The sequence below is a fragment of the Stappia sp. TSB10GB4 genome (assembly GCF_900185745.1).
In the GTDB taxonomy this organism is placed as follows: domain Bacteria; phylum Pseudomonadota; class Alphaproteobacteria; order Rhizobiales; family Stappiaceae; genus Stappia.
The window spans coordinates 22987-44567 of record NZ_FYAV01000037.1; the positions used below are offsets into that span (position 1 = coordinate 22987).

At 67.6% G+C, this 21581-nt stretch carries 17 protein-coding genes and 1 tRNA gene; 10 read left to right on the forward strand and 8 right to left on the reverse strand.

Going from position 1 to position 21581, the window contains the following annotated elements:
* Nucleotides 1–24: 24 nt before the first annotated feature.
* From lexA to TSB10GB4_RS07120, 6 genes are all read right to left on the reverse strand, one after another.
* Nucleotides 25–741: a transcriptional repressor LexA gene (gene lexA, locus TSB10GB4_RS07095; RefSeq protein ID WP_186395157.1), complete on the reverse strand. Its 717-nt coding sequence runs from the start codon at nt 739–741 to the stop codon at nt 25–27.
* A 440-nt stretch (nt 742–1181) separates the two neighbouring features.
* Nucleotides 1182–2396, reverse strand: a complete 1215-nt coding sequence (gene glp / locus TSB10GB4_RS07100; RefSeq protein WP_186395196.1) for a gephyrin-like molybdotransferase Glp — start codon at nt 2394–2396, stop codon at nt 1182–1184.
* A 33-nt stretch (nt 2397–2429) separates the two neighbouring features.
* The gene (gene moaC, locus TSB10GB4_RS07105; protein WP_186395158.1) at nt 2430–2963 is read right to left on the reverse strand and encodes a cyclic pyranopterin monophosphate synthase MoaC; all 534 of its coding nucleotides are present in this window, start codon (nt 2961–2963) and stop codon (nt 2430–2432) included.
* Between the two features lie 3 nt (nt 2964–2966).
* Entirely contained in the window at nt 2967–3776 is an 810-nt protein-coding gene (trpC, locus tag TSB10GB4_RS07110; protein ID WP_186395159.1) for an indole-3-glycerol phosphate synthase TrpC, read from the reverse strand.
* On the reverse strand, nt 3769–4797 hold the full coding sequence (gene trpD / locus TSB10GB4_RS07115; RefSeq protein ID WP_186395160.1) for an anthranilate phosphoribosyltransferase: 1029 nt from the start codon (nt 4795–4797) through the stop codon (nt 3769–3771). The genes trpC and trpD overlap by 8 nt, the downstream gene beginning before the upstream one ends.
* 58 nt (nt 4798–4855) lie before the next feature.
* Nucleotides 4856–6745, reverse strand: coding sequence for a peptidylprolyl isomerase (locus TSB10GB4_RS07120; protein ID WP_186395161.1), 1890 nt, complete (start codon nt 6743–6745; stop codon nt 4856–4858).
* A gap of 245 nt (nt 6746–6990) precedes the next feature.
* Between TSB10GB4_RS07120 and tpiA the strand changes: the two genes are divergently transcribed.
* The 9 genes from tpiA to TSB10GB4_RS07165 all read left to right on the forward strand — a co-directional run bounded on the left by tpiA (nt 6991) and on the right by TSB10GB4_RS07165 (nt 17330).
* Nucleotides 6991–7749, forward strand: coding sequence for a triose-phosphate isomerase (gene tpiA, locus TSB10GB4_RS07125; RefSeq protein WP_186395162.1), 759 nt, complete (start codon nt 6991–6993; stop codon nt 7747–7749).
* A 121-nt stretch (nt 7750–7870) separates the two neighbouring features.
* Nucleotides 7871–8239 (forward strand): preprotein translocase subunit SecG, encoded by a 369-nt coding sequence (gene secG, locus TSB10GB4_RS07130; protein ID WP_186387988.1) that lies wholly within the window; start codon nt 7871–7873, stop codon nt 8237–8239.
* Between the two features lie 120 nt (nt 8240–8359).
* Nucleotides 8360–9988 (forward strand): CTP synthase, encoded by a 1629-nt coding sequence (locus TSB10GB4_RS07135; protein WP_186395163.1) that lies wholly within the window; start codon nt 8360–8362, stop codon nt 9986–9988.
* 64 nt (nt 9989–10052) lie between these two features.
* Nucleotides 10053–10919, forward strand: a complete 867-nt coding sequence (locus TSB10GB4_RS07140) for a VOC family protein (protein WP_186395164.1) — start codon at nt 10053–10055, stop codon at nt 10917–10919.
* 329 nt (nt 10920–11248) lie between these two features.
* A complete protein-coding gene (locus TSB10GB4_RS07145) occupies nt 11249–12250 on the forward strand; it encodes an efflux RND transporter periplasmic adaptor subunit (RefSeq protein WP_186395165.1) in 1002 nt (333 codons plus the stop codon).
* Between the two features lie 4 nt (nt 12251–12254).
* Entirely contained in the window at nt 12255–15404 is a 3150-nt protein-coding gene (locus TSB10GB4_RS07150; RefSeq protein WP_186395166.1) for an efflux RND transporter permease subunit, read from the forward strand.
* Nucleotides 15405–15511: 107 nt separating this feature from the next.
* A tRNA-Lys gene (locus tag TSB10GB4_RS07155) sits at nt 15512–15587 on the forward strand.
* A 366-nt stretch (nt 15588–15953) separates the two neighbouring features.
* Nucleotides 15954–16250, forward strand: coding sequence for a hypothetical protein (locus TSB10GB4_RS07160; protein WP_186387993.1), 297 nt, complete (start codon nt 15954–15956; stop codon nt 16248–16250).
* 342 nt (nt 16251–16592) lie between these two features.
* Nucleotides 16593–17330, forward strand: coding sequence for a cytochrome c biogenesis CcdA family protein (locus tag TSB10GB4_RS07165; protein ID WP_186395167.1), 738 nt, complete (start codon nt 16593–16595; stop codon nt 17328–17330).
* Nucleotides 17331–17385: 55 nt separating this feature from the next.
* Here the strand turns inward: TSB10GB4_RS07165 and TSB10GB4_RS07170 are convergent, their stop codons facing one another.
* Entirely contained in the window at nt 17386–18366 is a 981-nt protein-coding gene (locus tag TSB10GB4_RS07170; protein ID WP_186395168.1) for a DMT family transporter, read from the reverse strand.
* 58 nt (nt 18367–18424) lie between these two features.
* Entirely contained in the window at nt 18425–19471 is a 1047-nt protein-coding gene (locus TSB10GB4_RS07175) for an SPOR domain-containing protein (protein ID WP_186395169.1), read from the reverse strand.
* 268 nt (nt 19472–19739) lie between these two features.
* Between TSB10GB4_RS07175 and glmS the strand changes: the two genes are divergently transcribed.
* Nucleotides 19740–21566, forward strand: coding sequence for a glutamine--fructose-6-phosphate transaminase (isomerizing) (gene glmS / locus TSB10GB4_RS07180; protein ID WP_186395170.1), 1827 nt, complete (start codon nt 19740–19742; stop codon nt 21564–21566).
* The last annotated feature ends 15 nt before the right edge of the window (nt 21567–21581 follow it).

A 21581-nucleotide genomic window follows, 5' to 3' on the forward strand; every position in this document is an offset into this window, starting at 1 on the left:
GGCCCGCCCACCCTGGGTCCGCCCTCAGTAGCGGCGGAACAGCGACACCAGCTTGCCCTGGATGCGCACCCGTCCGGGCCCGAAAATGCGGGTCTCATAGGCCGGATTGGCCGCCTCCAGCGCCACGGAGGCGCCCTTCTTGCGCAGGCGCTTCAAGGTCGCCTCCTCGTCGTCGATCAGGGCGACGACGATGTCGCCGCTGTCGGCGCTGTCGGAGCGGCGGATCACCACCGTGTCGCCGTCGAGAATGCCGGCCTCGATCATCGAATCGCCGCGCACTTCCAGCGCATAGTGATCGCCAGTGCCGAGCAGGTCGGCCGGCATGGCGATGGTGTGGCTGTGCGTCTGGATCGCCTCGATCGGCACGCCGGCGGCGATGCGGCCCATCACCGGGATCTCGACGCTGTCATTGGCCGGCATCGGCGGCGCGGGGGCGGCCTCGACCGGCGGCAGCTTGCCGCGCGAGCCCTCGATGACGGAGGGTGAGAAGCCCTGGCCGCGCGCCGAGGCAAGGCCGGGGGAGACGGATTCGGGCAGCTTGATGATCTCCAGCGCCCTGGCGCGGTTCGGCAGGCGGCGGATGAAGCCGCGCTCCTCCAGCGCCGTGATCAGCCGGTGGATGCCCGACTTGGAGCGCAGGTCGAGCGCGTCCTTCATCTCGTCGAAGGAGGGCGGAACGCCGGTCTCCTTCAGCCGCTCATGGATGAACAGGAGCAATTCGTGCTGCTTGCGCGTCAACATGCGCGTGGGTCCCCCCGTTCCGGTTCAGACGTCTCGGCGCAAGCGCCGCCAAGTTCCAAAACCCATGACGTCCTGCGTCGTGTGGTCGAGCGCCGTCGGCTCGCGCCTTCGGATCATGCCGTCGGAGCGAGCGTTTCCGCCGCCATCGTCGGGCGCACCCCTTATTGGTGGCCGTGCAAGGGCATGGAGCACCACCAAGGGAGCCGCCCATCGCGACTCAAGCCCATGTACAAATCATGAACGCAGTCTAACCGTTCCCGCCTTGTTCCACAAGCGATTCCGCCCGCCAAGGCCGCGCCAGGTCGAGATGTCCTGCGTCCGGCGAGAGACGACCGGCGCGAACCTCACCCTCGATGCGGCGCAGGCGCGCAGGAAACCCTACTCTTTTCAATGGTTTACGAGATCGGCTCGGGCCAGGTTCGGGCGCCGTGTCGGCCGCGTCAGCCCTGCGGCAGGCGCAGAACCGGCACCGGCGTGCCGGCGGGCGCGGGGGCGGCGTGGGGCGGGCGCACCACCAGCGCATCGGCGCGGGCGAGCGTTGCCAGCATCGAGGAATCCTGCCGTTCGAACGGGGCGACGCGCTCCGCGCCGTCGTCCGCGCGCAGGATGCAGGCCCTCAGATAGTCCTCGCGCTGGTCGTTGCCGCCGATATCGGCGGCCAGCGGCAGCAGCTCGGCGTCGCGCCGGCGCGGCGGGCGGCCGAGCAGGGCCTCGATCAGCGGCCGCAGGAAGAGAACGCCGCAGACGAGGCTGGAGACGGGATTGCCGGGCAGGCCGAGCACGCGCATGTCCTCGATCCGGCCGGCCATCAGCGGCTTGCCCGGCCGCATGGCGATGCGCCAGAAGCCGAGGTCCATGCCGGCGGCGGCGAGGACCTCCTGCACCAGGTCGTGGTCGCCGACGGAGGCCCCGCCGAGGGTGACGAGAATGTCGGCCCGGGCCGCGCGCGCCTCGGCGATCTTGCCGGCGATGTGCTCGCGCCGGTCGGCGGCGATGCCGAGCTGCAGCGGCTCGCCGCCGCAATCCTCGACGAGCGCGGCAATGCCGGCATGGTTGGAGGCGATGATCTGGTCCGGCCCCGGCTGCTCGCCCGGCTCGACCAGTTCGTCGCCGGTGGCGAGGATCGCGACCTTCGGCCGGCGGCGCAGCTCCAGAGCGGGATGGTTCATCGCCGCGGCCAGCGCCAGGCGCCGATAGTCGAGCCGCGTTCCGGCGGCGAGCAGCACCTCGCCCTTGGTGAAATCGAGCCCGGCGGGGCGCACGAAACGGCCGAGCGGCGCGCTTTCCAGCGCCGTGACGGTGTCGCCGGCGCGATTCGTGTTCTCCTGGATCAGCACCGTGTCGCTGCCTTCGGGAAGCGGCGCGCCGGTGAAGATGCGCACCGTCTCGCCCGGCCCGATGGCACCCGCAAAGGCGCGCCCCGCCGGGGCCTCGCCGATCAGCCTGAGCGTCGCCGGAACGGCGGCGATGTCGGCCGCGCGCACCGCGTAGCCGTCCATGGCGGAGGCGGGAAAGGGCGGCTGGGTGCGGGTCGCGGCAAGGTCGGCGGTGAGCACGCGGCCGTTGGCCCGCGCAAGCGGCACGGTCTCTGCTCCGAGCGGTTTGACGTCGGCGAGTAACCGCGACAGGGCCTCGTCGACCGAGATCAGCGCCATGTCAGCCATGCCCCATTCTAGCCGGGCCTCATATCAGCCTGGTTGCGTCTCGCTCGCTGCCGTCCAGTCGCCGGACTTGCCGCCGGACTTGGCGACAACGCGGATGCCGCCGATGGTCATGCCCCGGTCGACGGCCTTGGCCATGTCGTAGATCGTCAGACACGCGAGCGAACAGGCGGTCAGCGCCTCCATCTCGACGCCGGTCTGGCCCGAAACGCGGGCCATCGCGGTGACGCGCAGGCCCGGAAGCGCCTCGTCCGGCACGATGTCGACGGCGACCTTGGACAGCAGCAAGGGATGGCAGAGCGGCACCAGTTCGTGGGTGCGCTTGGCGGCCATGATGCCGGCGATGCGGGCGGTGGCGATGACGTCGCCCTTCTTCGCCGAGCCGGAGAGGATCAGCGCCAGCGTCTCCGGCTTCATGCGCACATGGCCCTCGGCCCGCGCCTCGCGGGAGGTCACGTCCTTGGCCGAGACGTCGACCATGTTGGCCGCGCCGCTCTCGTCCAGATGGGTCAAGCGCGGGGAAGCGTCTCCGGAAGGGTCGCCAGAAGGGTTGTCGGCCATGGCCTACTCCGCCGCAAGGCCGGGCCGCGCCAGCAGCGCGCGGGTCGCGCCGGCGACATCGTCCTGGCGCATCAGGCTTTCGCCGATCAGGAAGGTGGTGATGCCGCAGCGCTCCATCCGCGCAAGGTCCTGCGGGGTGAAGAGGCCCGATTCGCCGACGACGAGACGGTCGTCCGGGATCATCCCGGCCAGTGCCTCGCTGGTCTCCAGCCGCGTCTCGAAGGTCTTCAGGTTGCGGTTGTTGATACCGATCATCGGTGAGGTAAGGCGCAGCGCGCGCTCCAGCTCGGCCGCGTCATGCACCTCGATGAGCACATCCATGCCGAGGCCGAGGGCGGTGGCCTCAAGGTCGGCGGCGAGCGCGTCGTCGACGGCGGCCATGATGATCAGGATGCAGTCGGCGCCCCAGGCGCGGGCCTCGAACACCTGATAGGTATCGTAGAGGAAATCCTTGCGCAGGGCCGGCAGCGCCGTGGCGGCGCGGGCCGCGACCAGGAACTCCGGCGCGCCCTGGAAGGACGGGGTGTCGGTCAGCACGGAAAGGCACGCCGCCCCGCCGGCCTGATAGGCGCGGGCGAGCGCCGGCGGGTCGAAATCGGCGCGGATCAGGCCCTTGGACGGGCTTGCCTTCTTGATCTCGGCGATCAGGCCGAACGCGCCGGCCGCCTTGCGGGCGCGCAGGGCCTTGAGAAAGCCGCGCGGGGCATCGGCCTCGGCAGCGCGCCGCTCGATCTCCGCCTGCGGCACGGCGGTCTTGGCGGCAGTGATCTCCTCGCGCTTGTAGGCGCCGATCTTTTCCAGGATGTCAGTCATCGGCGCCGGCCTCGTTCGACACGTCGACGAGCCGGGCAAGGCGCGCCCGCGCGCTGCCGCTGTCGATGGAGCTCGCGGCCATCGCGACGCCTTCGGCAAGGGAGGCGGCGCGCCCGGCAACCACCAGCGTCGCGCCGGCATTCATCAGCACGGTGTCGCGATAGGCGGATTTTTCGCCCTCCAGCACCGCCCGCAGGGCCACGGCGTTTTCCGGCGCCTCGCCGCCTTTCAGTTCGGCGGGATCGTGGAACGCCAGGCCGACATCCCGCGGCGAGATCTCGAACAGGCGGATCTCGCCGTTTTCCAGCGCGGCGACGCTGGTCGGGCCGGTGGTGGTGATCTCGTCGAGACCGTCGGAGCCGTGCACCACCCAGGCCGCTTGCGAGCCGAGGGCGGCGAGCACATGGGCGATCGGCTCGACCCATTGCCGGGCGAAGACGCCGACCATCTGCCGCTTGACGCCGGCCGGGTTGGACAGCGGGCCGAGCAGGTTGAAGATCGTGCGGGTGCCCAGTTCCGCGCGGGCCGGGCCGACATGCTTCATCGCCGAATGGTGGTTCGGCGCGAACATGAAGCCAAGGCCCGCCTCGCGGATGCAGCGGGAGATCCGCCCGGGGGTGATGTCGATGTTGACGCCGAGCGCGGCGAGCACGTCGGCGGCGCCCGATTTCGACGACAGCGAGCGGTTGCCGTGCTTGGCGACGGGGACGCCGCAGCCGGCGACCACGAAGGCCGAGCAGGTGGAGATGTTGTAGCTGCCCGAGGCGTCGCCCCCGGTGCCGACCACGTCCACCGCATCGGCGGGGGCGACGACCGGGGTCATCTTGGCGCGCATCGTCGCGACGGCGCCGGCGATCTCGTCGACGGTCTCGCCGCGCACCCGCAAGGCCATCAGGAAGCCGCCGATCTGCGAGGGGGTCGCGGCGCCCGACATGATGATGTCGAAGGCCGCCTCCGCCTCTTTGCGCGACAGGCTGTGTCCGTCGGCGGCCTTGGCGATCAGGGTCTTGAGGTTGCTCACGGCGTCGTCCTTGCAAGCGATCCGGCGAAAGGGGCCGGCCAAACGGGTTGGGGAGACCTTAGCTGCCGCCCTGGCCGATCACCCGGTTGATGTTGGTCTGGTTGATGCGGACGCCGAGCCTTGCCTCGCGCTCGCCGATATACTGGCCGACGATCGAGTTCTGCAGCGCGTCGGCGAGGTGCTGGTCCAGGGCCGCGATCTCACTCGCCTCGCGGAAGAAGGCGGGGGCGGTCGCTCCGGTAACGCGATAGACGACGCGCCGGTCGCCGTCGCCGGCCGCCGTGCCCGTCGTGCCGACGGGACCGGCGAACACGCCGGTGACCGCCTGGGCGGGCAGCGGCAGATCGTTGCCGTTGCGCTTGATGCCGGAGGCGGAGGCGACCGTCAGGCCGCGCGCTTCGGCAATGTCGGCCAAGGACTTGCCTCCCTTGACCTCTTCGAGGATCTCGGCGGCGAGCGCGTCGAGACGCTCGCGGCGCTGCTGGGCCGTCCAGGCGTCCGCGACCTGCTGGCGAACTTCCTCAAGCGCGCGGTCGCGGGCCGGAATGACCTCGCGCACCTCGAACCACAGGAAGCCGTTGCGGCCGAGCTGCAGCATGTCGGCCTCGATGCCGACATCGCTCTCAAACACTTCGGAGACGAGGTCGTTAACGTCCGGCAGCGGCACCGCCTTGCCGGCCTCGTCCTTGCCGGTGCTGTCGAAGGCGGCCGGCGTGTCGAGCGACAGGGAGAATCGCTCCGCGATCTCCTGCAGCGTCGCGCCGCCGGCGCGGGCGTCCTCGATCTCGTCATGCAGGTCGAGCACCTCGCGCTCGGCAAGGCGCAGGGCGATCTCGCGGCGCAGTTGCGGGGCGACCTCCTCCAGCGGCGACTGGTGCGCCTCGGTGACCTCGGCGATCTTGAGCAGGACCGAGGTGAACCGTCCCTCGACGACCTCGGAGGTCTCGCCTTGCGCCAGCGAGAAGGCGGCTTCCGCGATCGCCGGGTCCAGCAGGTCGCCGCGCGCCATGTTGCCGAGTTCCACCTGCGCTTCCGTCAGGCCGCGCTCGGCGAGAATGTCCTCGAAAGTCCGGCCTTCCGAAAGGGCGGTGCGCGCCGCCTCGACCGCGGCCGCGTCGGGCAACGGAATCTGCAGGATGCGGCGGCGCTCCGGCTCGCCGAAGCGGCCGCCGGAGGCCTGGTATTCGCGGCGCAGCTCGTCCTCGCCAACCGCGTCCGGGCGGGCGATGCGCTCCGGCGTCAGCGCCAGAAGCGCGACCTTGCGATATTCGGGGGCGCGGAACCGGGCGCGGTTGTCCTCGAAATAGGCGGAGAGCTCGCTGTCGGTCGGGGCGGCGATCTCGCCGGCCTGACCCGCGCCGAACTCCAGATAGTCGATGCTGCGCTCCTCGTTGGCGTGCTGGTTGAACGCCTCGAGCATGGCCGCAGGCGTCGCAAGGCCGCCGCTGATCGCATCGGCGATCTGGCGGCGCTGCTCCAGCAGGCGGCGCTCGGCGACGAAGGCGTCCTCGGTCAGGCCGTTCGCCTGCAGCACGCGGGCGAGCAGGGCGCGGTCGAAGCCGCCGCCCGGCGCCTGGAAGGCGGGAGCCTCCTGGATCAGACGGACCAGTTCCTGGTCGGAAACGCCGAGATTGTAGTCCTTCGCGGTCTCGTTCAGCGCGGCCTCGGCGATGAGGCGGCCGAGGACCTGCGCGGGAATGCCGAAGGCGGCGCCCTCGACGGTCGACAGCGGACGGCCGATGTTGCGGCCGATCGAGTCGAGCTCGCGCCGATAGGCATTGTCGAACTCGACGATGGAGATCTTGCGCTCGCCCACGGTCGCGACCTGATCGCCCCCGACATTGAGGAGATCGCCCGAGATGCCCCAGATCGCGAAGCTGATCACGAGAAGACCGATCAGGAGTTTGGAAATCCAGGACTTTGCGCCGGCGCGCAGAGTGTCGAGCATTGCAGGTTCCGTCGTTACTGGGGCGTTACCGGGACGTTGCCGGGCAACAGGATATGGCCCGGACTTTGGGTAAAAGCCGAGCTAGAGCGGGCGGATCATAGAGATGCGGGCCCGCAGGGGCAAGGCGCTGGCAAAGGCTTCGTTCGTATCGTCTTGAACGAGGCGGAAATTCTGCTAGCACCGGCGTTGAACGGGCCGCCGCGCGCGGCCCATCGCCGCCTGCCATGCCAGCCGAGGATGCCGAAATGACCGACAGGAACACGCCGCTGATCGCCGGAAACTGGAAGATGAACGGCCTTGCCACGGCGCTCGGCGAACTGCGGTCGATGGCCGAGGCGGCGGCCGGGGGCCTTGCCGGCTCCGTCGATCTCGCCATCTGCCCGCCGGCGACGCTGCTGGCGGCGGCCGCGGCGGCGGCCGGCGACAGCGGCCTCAGCGTTGGCGGCCAGGACTGCCACACCGCGGCGGGCGGCGCCCATACCGGCGACCTCTCGGCGGAAATGCTCGCCGATGCCGGCGCGCGCTGGGTCATCGTCGGCCATTCCGAGCGCCGCGCCGATCACGGCGAGAGCGACGCGCTGGTGCGGGCCAAGGCGGAGGCCGCTTGGCGCGCCGGGCTCGTCGCCATCGTCTGCGTCGGCGAGACGGAGGCCGAGCGCAAGGCCGGCAAGGCGCTGGAGGTGGTCGGCGCGCAGCTTGCCGGCTCGGTGCCGGAGGGAGCGGACGGGGCGCGGCTGGTCGTCGCCTACGAGCCGGTCTGGGCTATCGGCACCGGCCTGACGCCGACGGTGGATGACGTCGCCGAGATGCATGCCTATATGAGAGGGGAACTGCAGGGACGGTTCGGGCCCTCGGCCGCGCCGATCCGGCTGCTGTACGGCGGGTCGGTGAAGCCGGCCAATGCCGCCGAGCTGCTGTCGGTCGACAATGTCGACGGCGCGCTGGTCGGCGGCGCCAGCCTGACGGCCTCGGACTTCCTTGCGATCGCGCGAGCCGCCGGCTGATCCGCGCCATGCGGGCAGCAGGTGGCAGCCATGAGCGCAGCCGGGATCGATCAAGGGTGGAAACCCCGTCGGCATTGGTGTAGAACCCGCTGCAAATCCGAACACTAAAGACTGGTTGTCGATGGAAACCGTTATCATCGTTATCCACCTGATGGTCGTGCTCGCGCTCGTCCTCGTGGTTCTCCTGCAGCGGTCCGAGGGCGGCGCGCTCGGTATCGGCGGCGGAGGCGGCGGCATGATGTCCAGCCGCGGAAGCGCCAATGTGCTGACCCGCACAACGGCGATCCTGGCTGCGGTCTTCTTCGCAACGTCGCTGGCCCTTGCCCTGGTCGCCAAGAGCGGCGACCGTCCGGCCTCGATCCTCGATGCCGTCCCCGGCACCCAGACCGCGCCGGTCGGCGAGGGAACCTCCGGGTCCGGCAGCGGCATTCTCGACCAGTTGCGTCCGCCCGAGACGCCCTCCGGACCGCAGGTTCCGGCGGCGCAGTAAGCCCAGGGCGGCAAGCGTCTTCACCCTTTGCCCCGCGATCCGCGTCGCGGGGCATTTTCTTGTGTGTTAACTCCGTGCCGGGCGTTCGAATCAGCGCCCGCGGCGATATGGTATTGGTCCATGGCGCGATACATCTTCATCACTGGCGGCGTGGTTTCCTCCCTTGGCAAGGGACTGGCCTCGGCGGCTCTCGGGGCTCTTCTGCAGGCGCGCGGATACAAGGTGCGGCTGCGCAAGCTCGACCCCTATCTCAACGTCGATCCGGGGACGATGAGCCCCTATCAGCACGGCGAGTGCTTCGTCACGGACGACGGTGCCGAGACAGATCTCGACCTCGGCCACTACGAACGGTTCACCGGCCGGCCGGCCAACAAGATGGACAACATCACCACCGGCCGGATCTACCAGGACATCATCGCCAAGGAGCGCCGGGGCGACTATCTCGGCGGGACGGTGCAGGTGATCCCGCACGTCACCGACGCGATCAAGGCCTTCGTGCTCGACGGCAATGACGACTACGATTTCGTGCTGTGCGAGATCGGCGGTACCGTCGGCGATATCGAGGGCCTGCCGTTCTTCGAGGCGATCCGCCAGCTCGGCAACGAGCTGCCGCGCGGCCATGCGGTCTATATCCACCTGACCCTGATGCCGTTCATCGCCTCGGCCGGCGAGCTGAAGACCAAGCCGACCCAGCACTCGGTCAAGGAGCTGCGCTCCATCGGCATCCAGCCGGACATCCTGATGGTGCGCTGCGACCGCAAGATCCCGGACAGCGAGCGGCGCAAGCTGTCGCTGTTCTGCAACGTGCGCGAGGGGGCGGTCATTCCGGCCTATGACGTCAAGTCGATCTACGACGTGCCGATCGCCTATCACAAGGAAGGTCTCGACGAGGAGGTGCTGGCCGCCTTCGGCATCACTGGCGCGCCGGCGCTCGACCTGTCCCGCTGGACCGGCATTTCCGAGACGCTCGCCAATCCGGAAGGCGAGGTGACTATCGCCATTATCGGCAAGTACACGGTCCTGAAGGACGCCTACAAGTCGCTGATCGAGGCCTTGGTACATGGCGGCATCGCCAACAATGTGCGCGTCAACATCGAGTGGATCGAGTCGGAGATCTTCGAGAAGGAAGACCCGACCCCCTGGCTGGAAAGCGTCCACGGCATCCTCGTGCCGGGTGGCTTCGGCGAGCGCGGCGCGGAAGGCAAGATCGCCGCGGCCCGCTTCGCGCGGCTGCACAAGGTGCCGTATTTCGGCATCTGCTTCGGCATGCAGATGGCGGTGATCGAGGCGGCGCGCAATCTCGCCGGCATCACTGAGGCGAACTCCACGGAATTCGGCGAGGCGGCCGAGCCGGTCGTCGGCCTGATGACCGAATGGTCGAAGGGCAACCAGATCGAGGTCCGGCGCGTCGATGGCGAGCTCGGCGGCACGATGCGCCTCGGCGCCTATCCCGCGCGGCTGCAGAAGGGCTCGCGGATCGCCGACATCTACGGTGCGGAGATGATCTCCGAGCGTCATCGCCACCGCTACGAGGTGAACATCGCCTATCGCGAGCGGCTGGAGCAGGCGGGCCTGCGCTTTGCCGGCACCTCGCCGGACGGGCTGCTGCCGGAGACGGTGGAGATCGACGACCATCCCTGGTTCATCGGCGTGCAGTACCATCCGGAGCTGAAGTCGCGGCCGTTCGAGCCGCATCCGCTCTTCGCCTCCTTCGTGGCCGCCGCCATCGAGCAGAGCCGCTTGGTCTGAGGACGGCGGGGTCGGCCGTTCCGCCGAGGAGCGGCCGGACGCAAAGGGGCAGGGGGAGAGGAAGATGACCGCACGCGGTTTCGATCACGTGGTCTGGACGGTGCGCGATCTGGCGACCGCCGCCCGGTTCCTGGAGCGAGCGGGATTTCGCATGACGCCGCGCGCCCGTCACCCCTGGGGCACGGAAAACCATCTCGTCCAGCTCGACGGCTTCTTCATTGAATTGTTGGGGATCGGCGACGCGGCGCTGATTCCCGAAGCCGTGGGCAATACCTTCTCCTTCGGCGCGTTCAACCGCGATTTCCTGAAAGCGCGCGAAGGCGCGTCGATGCTGGTGATGGAAAGCCGCGACCCTGCGGCCGACCGTCACGACTTCGAGCGGGCGGGCCTGCATGTCTATGCGCCGTTCTCCTTCGGCCGCGAGGCGAGGCTGCCGGACGGCGAAATCCGCAAGGTCGGCTTCGACCTCACCTTCGTGCGCAACGACAGCGATCCGGCGCATGGCTTCTTCACCTGCCGCAACCGCTATCCGGAGAACTTCTGGTCGGCGGAATACCAGACCCACCCCAATGGGGTGACGGGGCTCGAATCGGTGGTGATCGTCTGCGACGAGCCGGCCGAGCAGCACATCTTCTACGCGGCCCTGACGGGGCAGCGGGAGATGCGGGCGACCAGCCTCGGCATCACCATCGAGACGCCGCGCGGCCGGCTGCACCTGATGCCTCCGTCAGCCTTCTCCGCGCTCTACGGGAGCGAGGCGCCGGCGATCGCGCCGGGCGGCTCGGCGATTGCCGCGCTCGGCCTGCGGACCCGTGACCGCGCGCGGGTCGCCCGGATGCTTGGGGAGGCTTCGCTCGATTTCGTCGAGGCGCCGGAAGGGTTGGTTATGCCTGCCGGAGATCATTTCGGATTGGCGCTTGTCTTTGTTTGAAGCCCCTGTGTAACCTTGCAAAAGTTGCGGGGCACTCAAGGGCCGGCGAGCGCGGACGGCGTTATCGCGGCTTCTCATTCACGCAATACACAAGCGCACACGACAGGTTGCGCTTTATATGAGCGCACGTTGCACGGACGTGGTTTGAACGGGGCCGATATCCGTGCCCCGCGGGAGGTGGGTTTCATGCCAGAGTTGCGTCTCATCCTGCGTCGGGGACTGATTCCGGGGGTTGCCCTGTTGCTGGCCGGCTGCAATCCGTCCGATGCACGTCTTCCCAGTCGGCTCCTCCGCCCTCCGTCACGGTTGCCGCCGCCGTCTCCAAGGAAGTGCGCCAGTCGGCCCGCTTCGTCGGGCGCGTCCAGGCGGTCGACGATGTCAACCTGATCGCCCGGGTGTCCGGTTTCCTCGCCTCCAAGAATGTCGAGGACGGCGCGACGGTCGAGAGCGGCCAGCTCCTGTTCACCATCGAGCGCGCGCCTTACGAGGCGACCCTTGCCTCGGCCAAGGCGGATGCCGCCCGTGCCCAGGCGGATGCTGCCCTGAAGGCCGCCGATCTGGAGCGCGACAAGGACCTGTTCGACAAGGGGCATGTCTCGCAGGCGAAGTATCAGGCGACGCTGGCGGCCAGGGAACAGGCGGACGCCGTCGTCGCCGCCGCCAATGCGGCGATCACCCAGGCCGAGCTCAATCTTGGCTATACCGATGTCGCCGCGCCTTTCGCCGGTCAGATCGGCAAGACCAATTTCAGCGTCGGCGATGTGGTGGGGCCGAGCGCCGGGCCGATCGCCCGGCTGGTGCGCACCGATCCGATGTATGTGAACTTCGCGATCAGCGAGAAGGACTATCTCGACGCGGTGCGCGGCGAGCGTCCGGCGGAAGCGGTCGGCGACAAGGCCGACCTGCCGGGCATCCACATCATCCTGCCGAACGGCAAGCGCTACGAGCAGGACGGCGAAATCGTCTTCATCGACAATGTGGTCGACCCGAAGACGGGCACGATCTCGGTGCGCGGGCGCTTCGCCAATCCCGATCGCCTGCTGGTCGCCGGCACCTTTGTCGAAGTGGTGGTCGAAGCCCCCGTGGCGATGAAGGAGATCGTCATTCCGCAGTCGGCGGTGCAGCGCGACCAGCGCGGCGCCTTCGTGCTGGTGGTGGGCAGCAACGAGACCGTCGAGCAGCGCTATGTCGAGCTCGGCCAGCAGGTCGAAACGGACTTCGCCGTGACGAGCGGGCTGCAGGAAGGCGAGCGGGTGATCACGCTCGGCCTGCAGAAGGTGAGGCCCGGCGTGCCGGTGAACGCCGCGCTCGCCGCCGGCGCGGCGGAGTAGGCCGATGTTCTCGCGGATCTTCATCAACCGGCCGAAATTCGCGCTGGTCATCTCGATCGTCATCACCATCGCCGGCGCGCTGGGATACCTGTCGCTGCCGGTCGAGCAGTTTCCCAACATCACCCCGCCGGTGGTGAACGTTTCCGCCAGCTACACAGGCGCCAGCGCGCAGGTGCTGGAGGAGACGGTGGCCGCGCCGATCGAGGCGGAGGTGAACGGCGTCGACAACATGATCTACATGTCGTCGAACAGTTCCGACAATGGCAGCTATTCGCTCAACATCGTCTTCGAGGTCGGGACCGATCCGGACATCGCCGCGGTCAACGTGCAGAACCGCGTCTCCCAGGCGACCAGCGTGCTGCCGGCCGAGGTGACGCGCAGCGGCGTCACCGTGCAGAAGGCCAGCACCAACATGCTGCTGGTGGTGACGCTGTTCTCGCCCAACCGCACCTATGACGAGCTGTTTCTCGCCAACTACGCATCGATCAACCTCAAGGACGCCCTGGCGCGGGTGAAGGGCGTCGGCAAGGCCGACGTGCTCACCGACTTCGCCTATGGCATGCGGGTCTGGCTCGATCCGGACCGGATGGCCAGCCTGTCGATGACGCCGGGCGATTTCATCGCGGCGATCCAGGACCAGAACCTGCAGGTGGCGGCGGGGCAGATCGGCGCGCCGCCGGCGCCCGAGGGCCAGCAGTTCCAGTATACGGTGCGGGCGCAGGGGCGGCTTTCGACGGCCGAGGAATTCCGCAACATTGTGCTGCGCACCGGCGAGGACGGGGCGCTGGTGCGCGTCGGCGACGTGGCGCGCGTCGAGCTCGGCTCCCAGTTCTACGGCGCCAACGGCCGTTTCGACGGCAAGCCGGCGACCGTCCTGGCGATCTATCAGGCGCCGGGCGCCAATGCGCTGGCAGTGGCCGACGGCGTCCGGGCGCGGCTCGAGGAGTTGTCGCGCTCCTTTCCGGAGGATGTTGTCTACGACATTCCCTTCGACACGACGGAGTTCGTCGAGCGCTCGCTGGATGATGTGCTGATAACCTTGATGATGACCTTCGCGCTCGTCGTGGCGGTCGTCTTCGTGTTCCTGGGCAACTGGCGGGCGACGGTCATTCCGACCATCGCGATTCCCGTGTCGCTGATCGGCACCTTCGCCGTGCTGCTGCTGGCGGGCATGTCGCTGAACACGATCAGCCTGTTCGCCCTGGTTCTGGCCATCGGCATCGTCGTCGACGATGCCATCATCGTGGTCGAGAACGTCGAGCGCATCATGGCGGAGGAGGGGCTTCCGGCCAGGGAAGCGACCGAGAAGGCGATGGGGCAGATCACCACGCCGGTGATCGCGACAACGCTGGTGCTGCTGGCGGTCTTCGTGCCGACGATCTTCATGCCGGGCATCACCGGAAAGCTCTACTCGCAGTTCGCCGTCACCATCTCGGTGGCGGTGGTCATCTCCTCGATCAACGCCCTGACGCTGTCGCCGGCCCTGTGCGGGCTGGTGTTGAAAGCCCGCTCCGGGCCGCCGCGCGGTGTCATGGCGATGTTCGAGCGGGGCATCGGCCATGCCCGCGACGGCTATGTCGGCATCGTCTCGCGCCTGCTGCCGCGCTCGTTCCTCGGCCTTGCCGGTATCGGCGCGGCGGTGGCGCTGATCGTGGTGATGAGCGGCCGCCTGCCGCAGGGCTTCCTGCCGCTGGAGGACCAGGGCTACCTGATGGTCGACGTGCAGTTGCCGGACGGCGCCGCCCTGCCGCGCACCAGCGAGGTGACCGACCGGATGGAGGAGATGCTTGAGGCGATGGACGGCATCCAGCATGTCATCATCGTCAATGGCTTCTCGATCCTCAACTCCGGCCTGTCGCCGAACGCGGGCATGGTCATCGTCAAGCTGACGCCCTGGGGCGAGCGCACGACGCCGCAGCTCAGCGCCGACGGTATCCTCGCCCAGCTCTGGGCGACCTTCTCGACAATCCCCGGCGCCAACATCATCGCCTTCAACGCCCCCCCGATCCCCGGCCTCGGCACCACCGCCGGCGTCGAGATGAAGGTGCAGCAGACCGGCGGCGGAACGCCTCAGGACCTCGCCTCCGCTGTCGGCTCGCTTGTCTATACGGCCAATCAGCAGCCTTCCATCGCCCAGGCCTATTCGACCTTCCGGGCAAATGTGCCGCAGCTTTTCGTCGATCTCGATCGCGAGCGCGCGCAATTGCTGGGCGTGCGGGTCAGCGACGTGTTCCAGACGCTGCAGGCCTTTCTCGGCGGCTACTATGTCAACGACTTCAACCTGTTCGGCCGCGTCTACCGGGTGATGATCCAGGCGGAGGGGGCGTTCCGCGACCGGGCCGACGACATTGCCCGGCTGCATGTGCGCAACAGCGATGGAGAGATGGTGCCGTTGCGCTCCATCGTCAATGTGGAGAATGTGCTCGGGCCGCAGCTTCTCAACCGCTACAACATGTTCCGTGCCGCTTCGGTCAACGCGGCGCCCAAGGTCGGAATGTCGACGGGCGACGCGATCGCGGAAATGGAGAAGGGGGCGGCCGAGGCCTTGCCGGCCGGATATGCCTTCGAGTGGACCGGCACCGCGCAGCAGCAGCAAGGCGCCGGCGCGATCGTCGTCATCGTCTTGATGCTGTCGATCCTCTTCGCCTATCTGTTCCTCGTCGCCCAGTACGAGAGCTGGTCGATGCCGCTGGCGATCCTGATGTCGGTGACGGTGGCGCTGCTCGGCGCCTTCGTGTCGGTGGCGGTGACGGGCAGCGACGTCAACCTCTACACGCAGATCGGCATGATCATGCTTGTCGGCCTCGGGGCGAAGAACGCGATCCTGATCGTCGAGTTCGCGATGGAGGAGCGGGACAAGGGCAAGTCGATCATCGCGGCGGCGCGCGAGGCGGCGCATCTGCGCTTCCGGGCGGTGATGATGACCGCGCTCGCCTTCCTGCTCGGCGTCGTGCCGCTGATGACCGCGAGCGGGGCGGGTGCTGCGAGCCAGCAGGCCATCGGCTTCGCCGTGTTCGGAGGTATGCTGTTCGCCACCTCGCTCGGCGTTATCCTCGTGCCGGTGCTCTATGTGGTCATGCAGATCATCCGCGAGCGCCTCAAAGGCATCTATGCCGGCGCGGATGTCCCCAGCGCACGCACGGAGAGCGCGTAAGAGGCAGCCGGCGGGCGCGGGCAGGGCATCGGTCCGGGGGCGGTTTTCCACCCCCGGCCAATTCGCCTCTTGTCACGCCGCGCCCACATTGTTACAGGAACCCGCGTGAGCCTGTAGCTCAGTTGGTAGAGCAACTGACTTTTAATCAGTAGGTCCAGGGTTCGAGCCCCTGCGGGCTCACCATCAAGATCGCAGCGCTGTCGCAGTGTCCTGCGGTCGGTGAGCGAAGCGCACTCCACCGTGTCGCCTCGGCCTGCTGCGCCGGCTATCGCTCCAAGACACCGCTCCATTCGTCCAGAGCAATGATGGATCATGGTTTTTTCGCCCGCCGAGAGGCTGCGCCTATCGTTTGATCGTCAGGCCAAGTGGAAAACGCTCTGTTCATGATATAGAGTCATGATCACAACCGGTCGGCGCGATCGGCGGGAAGGGACTGCAACGGCGCAGTTCTTGACGAGCGGATCGTGTCTCGACCAGTTCACCAATGCTGTGTACAACTACCGGCAGAGACAGGTGAACCCCACAACGACGGGACGGGCGCACGAGAAGATGTCTGACACCTCCGGCGGCAACACGACAGGAACGGCAGAATACGAGTTCCTCAGGGGGCATATCGCTGCGACGATGGCGCTGATCCACGGCCTGATCGCGCAAGGGGCCCTCGACCGCCAGGCTCTCGACGACTATTTCACCGACTATCTCAGCCGGCTGCCGCATACCCGCGAGACGCTGGCCCTGCGCCTCGTCATCGATCAGTGGCGTCAGGGCCTGCGCGACGGACAGGACGAGGCGCAATTGCGCCGAAATTTCCTGGAAGTCATCTATGGCGGCAAGGGGCGGGACTGACCTCTCGCCCGCCCGGTGGTCCGTTCCGTTGGAACAGATTGATTTCCGTCATGTTTTTCGTTCGCCGCCCTGCGGAAAGCTGCGACCCGTCCTGAGCGAAGACATCGCGGACCGCCTCCTGCGCCGCTCGCACCCTCCGTCTTCCCGCTCGCCAAAAGGTGAGGCGACTTCTCCGCCTCCGGGGCCTATATCGGGACGGGCCGACCACACGCAAAAGCCGAATACGTAGTTGAGGCAAGGGGTCACATTGCCCTGCAGCGTGTATCCGCTAAGCCGAACGGTATCAGGTTCGGCGGCGCAAGAGGCGGCCGGCCGGTCTTCCGCCTGCAAGCAGGAATGCTCATGTTTCAGGACGTCACACTCATCGGTGCCTTCTTCGCGGGGCTGCTCTCCTTCGTTTCTCCCTGCGTGCTGCCGCTGGTCCCGCCCTATCTGGGGTTCCTCGCCGGCGTCTCCCTCGACGAGTTGACGGGAGAGGGGGAGGAAAAGGCCGACCCTTACCGGGTCTTCTTTGCCTCCCTTGCCTTCGTCCTGGGCTTTTCGACGGTCTTTGTCGCCCTCGGCGCCAGCGCCTCCTTGATCGGGCAGGTCGTCACCCAGCATATCCAGGTGCTCGGCTACATCGCCGGGGCGGCCATCATCGTCATGGGACTGCATTTCCTCGGCGTGTTCCGGATCGGCCTGCTCTACCGCGAGGCTCGGGTGCATGTGGAGCGCAAGCCGGCCGGCCTCGTCGGGGCCTATGTGATCGGCCTTGCCTTCGCCTTCGGCTGGACGCCGTGCGTCGGACCGATCCTTGCCGCGATCCTCTTCGTCGCCGGCAGCGAGGACTCCGTGTCCCAGGGCGCGATCCTGCTCGGCGCCTATGCGCTGGGGATCGGCGTGCCGTTCCTGGTCGCGGGCCTGTTCGCCGGCCCGTTCATGCGGTTCATGAGCCGTTTCCGCAGGCACATGGTCACGGTCGAGAGGGCGATGGGTGTCTTTCTCATCGTGACCGGCGTTGCGTTCATGACCGGGCAGATGGCGCGCCTGTCCTTCTGGCTGCTCGAGACCTTTCCCGCGCTGGCCGTCATCGGCTGACGGTCCAAAGGGGCGGCGCCGAACTTCGGATCGCTGCCGCCCGGCAGGTCCACCGTCACTCGGCGCCCTGCGCCGGAGCGCGCAAGGGCAGCTTGAGGAGGCCGAGCGGTAGCAGGTCCGCCGCCTTGCGCCAGAGCGACACCGGCGCTGTCGCCATCACCAGGCCGGACATGATCAGCAGGAATCCGGCAAAGTGATAGGCGTGCAGCTCCTCGCCGAGAAACACCACGGCCATGATCACCCCGTAGGGCGGCAGCAGATACATGAAAAGCCCGGCGGTTGACGGTCCCACCACCGCGATGCCGTGCTGGAAGCAGTAGAAGGCGAGGACCGAGGCGATCAGCGCCAGCCCGAAGATCGACAGCCAGGCATCCAGCGACGCGGGGAAGTGCCCGGTTTCGACGATTTCAACGAGGGTGAAGGGGGCGAGCGTGACGACGCCGGCAAAGGCCAGCGCGGCGAACAGCGAGATGGTCGGCACCGCGGCGAGGGTCTTGCGCTTCAACAGCACAGAATAGACCGCCCAACTGAGGGCGGCGATCGCGAAGATCACATCGCCGGCGTTGAAGCGCAGGGCGAGGAGCTGTCCAAGCGATCCCTTCACAACGATCGCCACGACACCCAGGATCGCCAGAACGATCCCGATGGCTTCGCGGCGGCCGATGGCGCGGCCGCGGAACAGCCATTCCAACATCAGGATCAGCACCGGAGAGGAGGTGTAGATCAGGGTGCCATTGGTCGCGGAGGTGTATCTGAGGGCAAAATAGACGCCCGCGCCGCAGAACCACATTCCGAGCAGGCCCATGATGGTGATCAGGCGCCAGTTTCTCAGGATCTCGTCACGGTGCTGCTTCAGACCGGGCAGGGCGAAGGGCAGCAGGATCAGGAAGGCGACGAGCCACCGCAGAAAGGCGAGCGTCCACGGCTCCACCGTCGCGGCGGCGGCACGGCCGATGACGATGTTGGACGCGAAAAACAGCGGCATGACGAGAAGCAGGGCATAGGCCCGCTGCCGGACATTGGTTGGATCGAACATATAAGGCCTGACTTGGGGGCGAAGGCTGTTGCGTCGGCCAGTCGCTCTGATCTCTAGCCTACGGTTCTAAGGCACGGACCTGAGGAAAGGGAACGGGTCGGCACCTGATACCTTCGTCGGAGATGTGGACGCAAGTCATCGCAGCATCCGCGGCATTCGGATAGGGGCCGGCATAGAGGGTCACGCCGTCGCCTGTCTCTGCTGCCAGAATGTGGCTTTGCAGTTGTTCGGGCAGGTCCTTGCGCGCGCTCCGCAGCTTCGACCATGCGGCCTCGGCATCGGCCTGGGAGGCGTAGCTGCCGAGATCGACGGCGAAATCGGTTCTCTGGATCCGCTCCGCGCTGCCCGGAGCGATATGGCCTGCCGCCTGCGTCACGGCGAGGGAGGGCAGTGCGGGCGTCGGGTGGGTGTCCTGTCCGGCCGACGCGGGAATCGATGCCGTGCTGCCGGGCGGTTCGCTTCCCGGCAGTGCGACGATCCGCACCGGCTGACGGAGATTGTCCGGCAAGGCCGCACCGATCAGGTCGGCGACCTCCTTGTCGGGCGCAGCGGCGGTCGACGCCGGAACGGTCTTGTCAGGCGCCTTGCGGACGTTCGGAGCGGGCAATGTCTCGACGGCGGTCGCACTTCCGGCACGGGCATCGACGGCGGCATCCACATCCTGCTGAAACCCGCTGGCGGCCTGCGCAGCCTGAACGGAGTTTGCATTCTCGGGGCCGACGGTGCGCTCGGCGAGCATCCTGTTGCGCTCGTTCAAAACGCTGGTGATGCGGCGCAATTCCGCGACCTCGCGGCGGAGCGTATCCAGTTCGGCCTGCATAATGCGTCGGGCCTGAGCCCCTTCGGTGCCGCCCTCGGACGGGTAGACCTCGATTCCACCGGCCGTGCGGGAGGTCACCGACGCCGTGGTGCGGACTTCTCCCGGCGGGGGAAGCGGGCCGCTGTCGATCTGCCGGCTGTGAAGGGGGAACTGGGGCGCAAGGAAGACGGACGCCGATCCGACGATGGCAAACAGCATCGCCCCGCCGCCCCAAAGTGCGACGGACCGGGTGTCGCCGGAAACCCGTACCGGCTGCTTCCTCTTGCTCGATTCCAGCGGTTTCACGCCGCGTATCCCGCGCTTGTCTCGTCTGCGTCCAGAAAACGCCCGACATGGTTAACAAGGCTTGAAGTTTCTGTCGATACAAGGGGTTTTAGTCACTTTTGCCGAGACTGGCCGATTGGCGTTTCGGCTTTGTTTGCAAATCCATGTCACGAACTGAAACAGGTTTTGATTGTGCGCGGACGGGGCGCGTTCGCTAAGGGTGTGGCCACACACGAGGCGAGACGTCGGCGCGTCGGCTGCCTCCGCCGAGCTTTGGAGACACTCACATATGTGCGGAATTGTCGGGATCTTGGGGAAGCAGCCGGTTGCCGGCCTGCTCGTCGATGCGCTGAAGCGCCTGGAATACCGAGGCTACGATTCGGCCGGGGTGGCAACGCTCGACGGTGGCAGGCTGCTCCGCTGCCGGGCGCCCGGCAAGCTCCGCAACCTTCAGGAGAAGCTGGAGCGGGCGCCGATCGCCGGCCTTGCCGGGATCGGTCACACCCGATGGGCGACCCATGGCGCGGCGACGGAAGCCAATGCGCATCCGCACTCCGCGCCGGGCGTGGCGGTCGTCCACAACGGCATCATCGAGAACTATCTCGAGCTGCGCGGCGAGTTGCAGGCGGAGGGTGCGAAACTCTCCAGCGATACCGACACGGAAGTCGTCGCGCATATGGTCTCGCGGGAGCTTGCCCGCGGCGCCAGCCCGCGCGAGGCGGTGGCCGCGACGCTGCCGAAGCTCAAGGGCGCCTTCGCGCTGGCCTTCCTCTTCGAGGGTGAGGACGACCTGCTGATCGGCGCAAGACGGGGTTCGCCGCTCGCCGTCGGCTATGGCGAGGGCGAGATGTTTCTCGGCTCCGATGCCATCGCGCTGTCGCCGTTCACCGACCGCATCTCCTATCTGGAGGAGGGCGACTGGGTGGTGCTCAACCGCGCGGGCTGCGAGATCATGGATGTGTCCAACGCGCCGGTCGAGCGGCCGGTGATCGCCTCGCAGGCCGTCTCGCTGACCATCGACAAGGGAAATTACCGGCACTTCATGGCCAAGGAGATCCATGAACAGCCCGAAGTGATCGGCCATACCCTGTCGCGCTATCTCGATCTCTCCAAGATGCGGACGGTCTTCGCCAATGGCACGTCGATCGACTTCGCGCCGCTCGACCGGCTGATCATCTCGGCCTGCGGCACGGCCTATTATGCGGGTCTCGTCGCGAAATACTGGTTCGAGCGCTATGCGCGGCTGCCGGTCGACATCGATGTCGCCTCCGAGTTCCGCTACCGCGAAATGCCGATCCGCAAGGGTGACATGGCGCTGTTCATCTCCCAGTCCGGCGAGACGGCCGACACGCTGGCGGGCCTGCGCTACTGCAAGGCACAGGGCATCACGGTCGCGGCCGTGGTCAACGTGCCGGAATCGACCATCGCCCGGGAGGCCGATCTCGTGTTCCCGACGATTGCCGGTCGCGAGATCGGCGTCGCCTCGACCAAGGCCTTCACCTGTCAGCTTGCCGTGCTTGCCTCGCTGGCGGTCCATGCCGGCGTGCAGCGCGGGCATCTGTCGGCCGAGGAGGCGGCCGCCCTGGTGCGGGCCTTGGCGGAGGTGCCGGGCACGGTCAACCGCGCGCTCTCGCTGGAAGCGGAGGTCGAGGCGCTGGCCCAGCCGCTGTCGCGGGCGCGCGACGTGCTCTATCTCGGCCGTGGCACCAGCTTTCCGCTGGCCATGGAGGGGGCGCTGAAGCTGAAGGAAATCTCCTATATCCACGCGGAAGGCTACCCGGCGGGCGAACTCAAGCACGGCCCGATCGCCCTGATCGACGAGGATGTCCCCGTCATCGTCATCGCGCCGTTCGACCCGGTCTTCGAGAAGACGGTGTCGAACATGGAGGAAGTGGCCGCGCGCGGGGGCAAGGTGGTGCTGATCACCGACGAGAAGGGGGCCGCTGCCTGCGGCGCCCCGACCTGGCGCACCGTGGTCGTGCCGGATGTGCCGGAGTTCATCGCCCCGATCGTCTTCGCGCTGCCGGTGCAACTGCTCGCCTATCACACGGCGGTCTTCATGGGCACGGACGTGGACCAGCCGCGCAACCTGGCGAAGTCGGTGACGGTGGAATAGTCCCGCGCACCGCGA

Coding starts and splice junctions, on each gene's coding strand:
- TSB10GB4_RS07120 (WP_186395161.1), bottom strand. CDS start 6,745: ATGCTCGACACTCTGCGCGCCGGCGCAAAGTCCTGGATTTCCAAACTC.
- trpC (WP_186395159.1), bottom strand. CDS start 3,776: ATGACTGACATCCTGGAAAAGATCGGCGCCTACAAGCGCGAGGAGATC.
- glmS (WP_186395170.1), top strand. CDS start 19,740: ATGTGCGGAATTGTCGGGATCTTGGGGAAGCAGCCGGTTGCCGGCCTG.
- TSB10GB4_RS07135 (WP_186395163.1), top strand. CDS start 8,360: ATGGCGCGATACATCTTCATCACTGGCGGCGTGGTTTCCTCCCTTGGC.
- TSB10GB4_RS07140 (WP_186395164.1), top strand. CDS start 10,053: ATGACCGCACGCGGTTTCGATCACGTGGTCTGGACGGTGCGCGATCTG.
- tpiA (WP_186395162.1), top strand. CDS start 6,991: ATGACCGACAGGAACACGCCGCTGATCGCCGGAAACTGGAAGATGAAC.
- TSB10GB4_RS07170 (WP_186395168.1), bottom strand. CDS start 18,366: ATGTTCGATCCAACCAATGTCCGGCAGCGGGCCTATGCCCTGCTTCTC.
- lexA (WP_186395157.1), bottom strand. CDS start 741: ATGTTGACGCGCAAGCAGCACGAATTGCTCCTGTTCATCCATGAGCGG.
- moaC (WP_186395158.1), bottom strand. CDS start 2,963: ATGGCCGACAACCCTTCTGGCGACCCTTCCGGAGACGCTTCCCCGCGC.
- TSB10GB4_RS07150 (WP_186395166.1), top strand. CDS start 12,255: ATGTTCTCGCGGATCTTCATCAACCGGCCGAAATTCGCGCTGGTCATC.
- TSB10GB4_RS07160 (WP_186387993.1), top strand. CDS start 15,954: ATGTCTGACACCTCCGGCGGCAACACGACAGGAACGGCAGAATACGAG.
- glp (WP_186395196.1), bottom strand. CDS start 2,396: ATGGCGCTGATCTCGGTCGACGAGGCCCTGTCGCGGTTACTCGCCGAC.
- TSB10GB4_RS07165 (WP_186395167.1), top strand. CDS start 16,593: ATGTTTCAGGACGTCACACTCATCGGTGCCTTCTTCGCGGGGCTGCTC.
- secG (WP_186387988.1), top strand. CDS start 7,871: ATGGAAACCGTTATCATCGTTATCCACCTGATGGTCGTGCTCGCGCTC.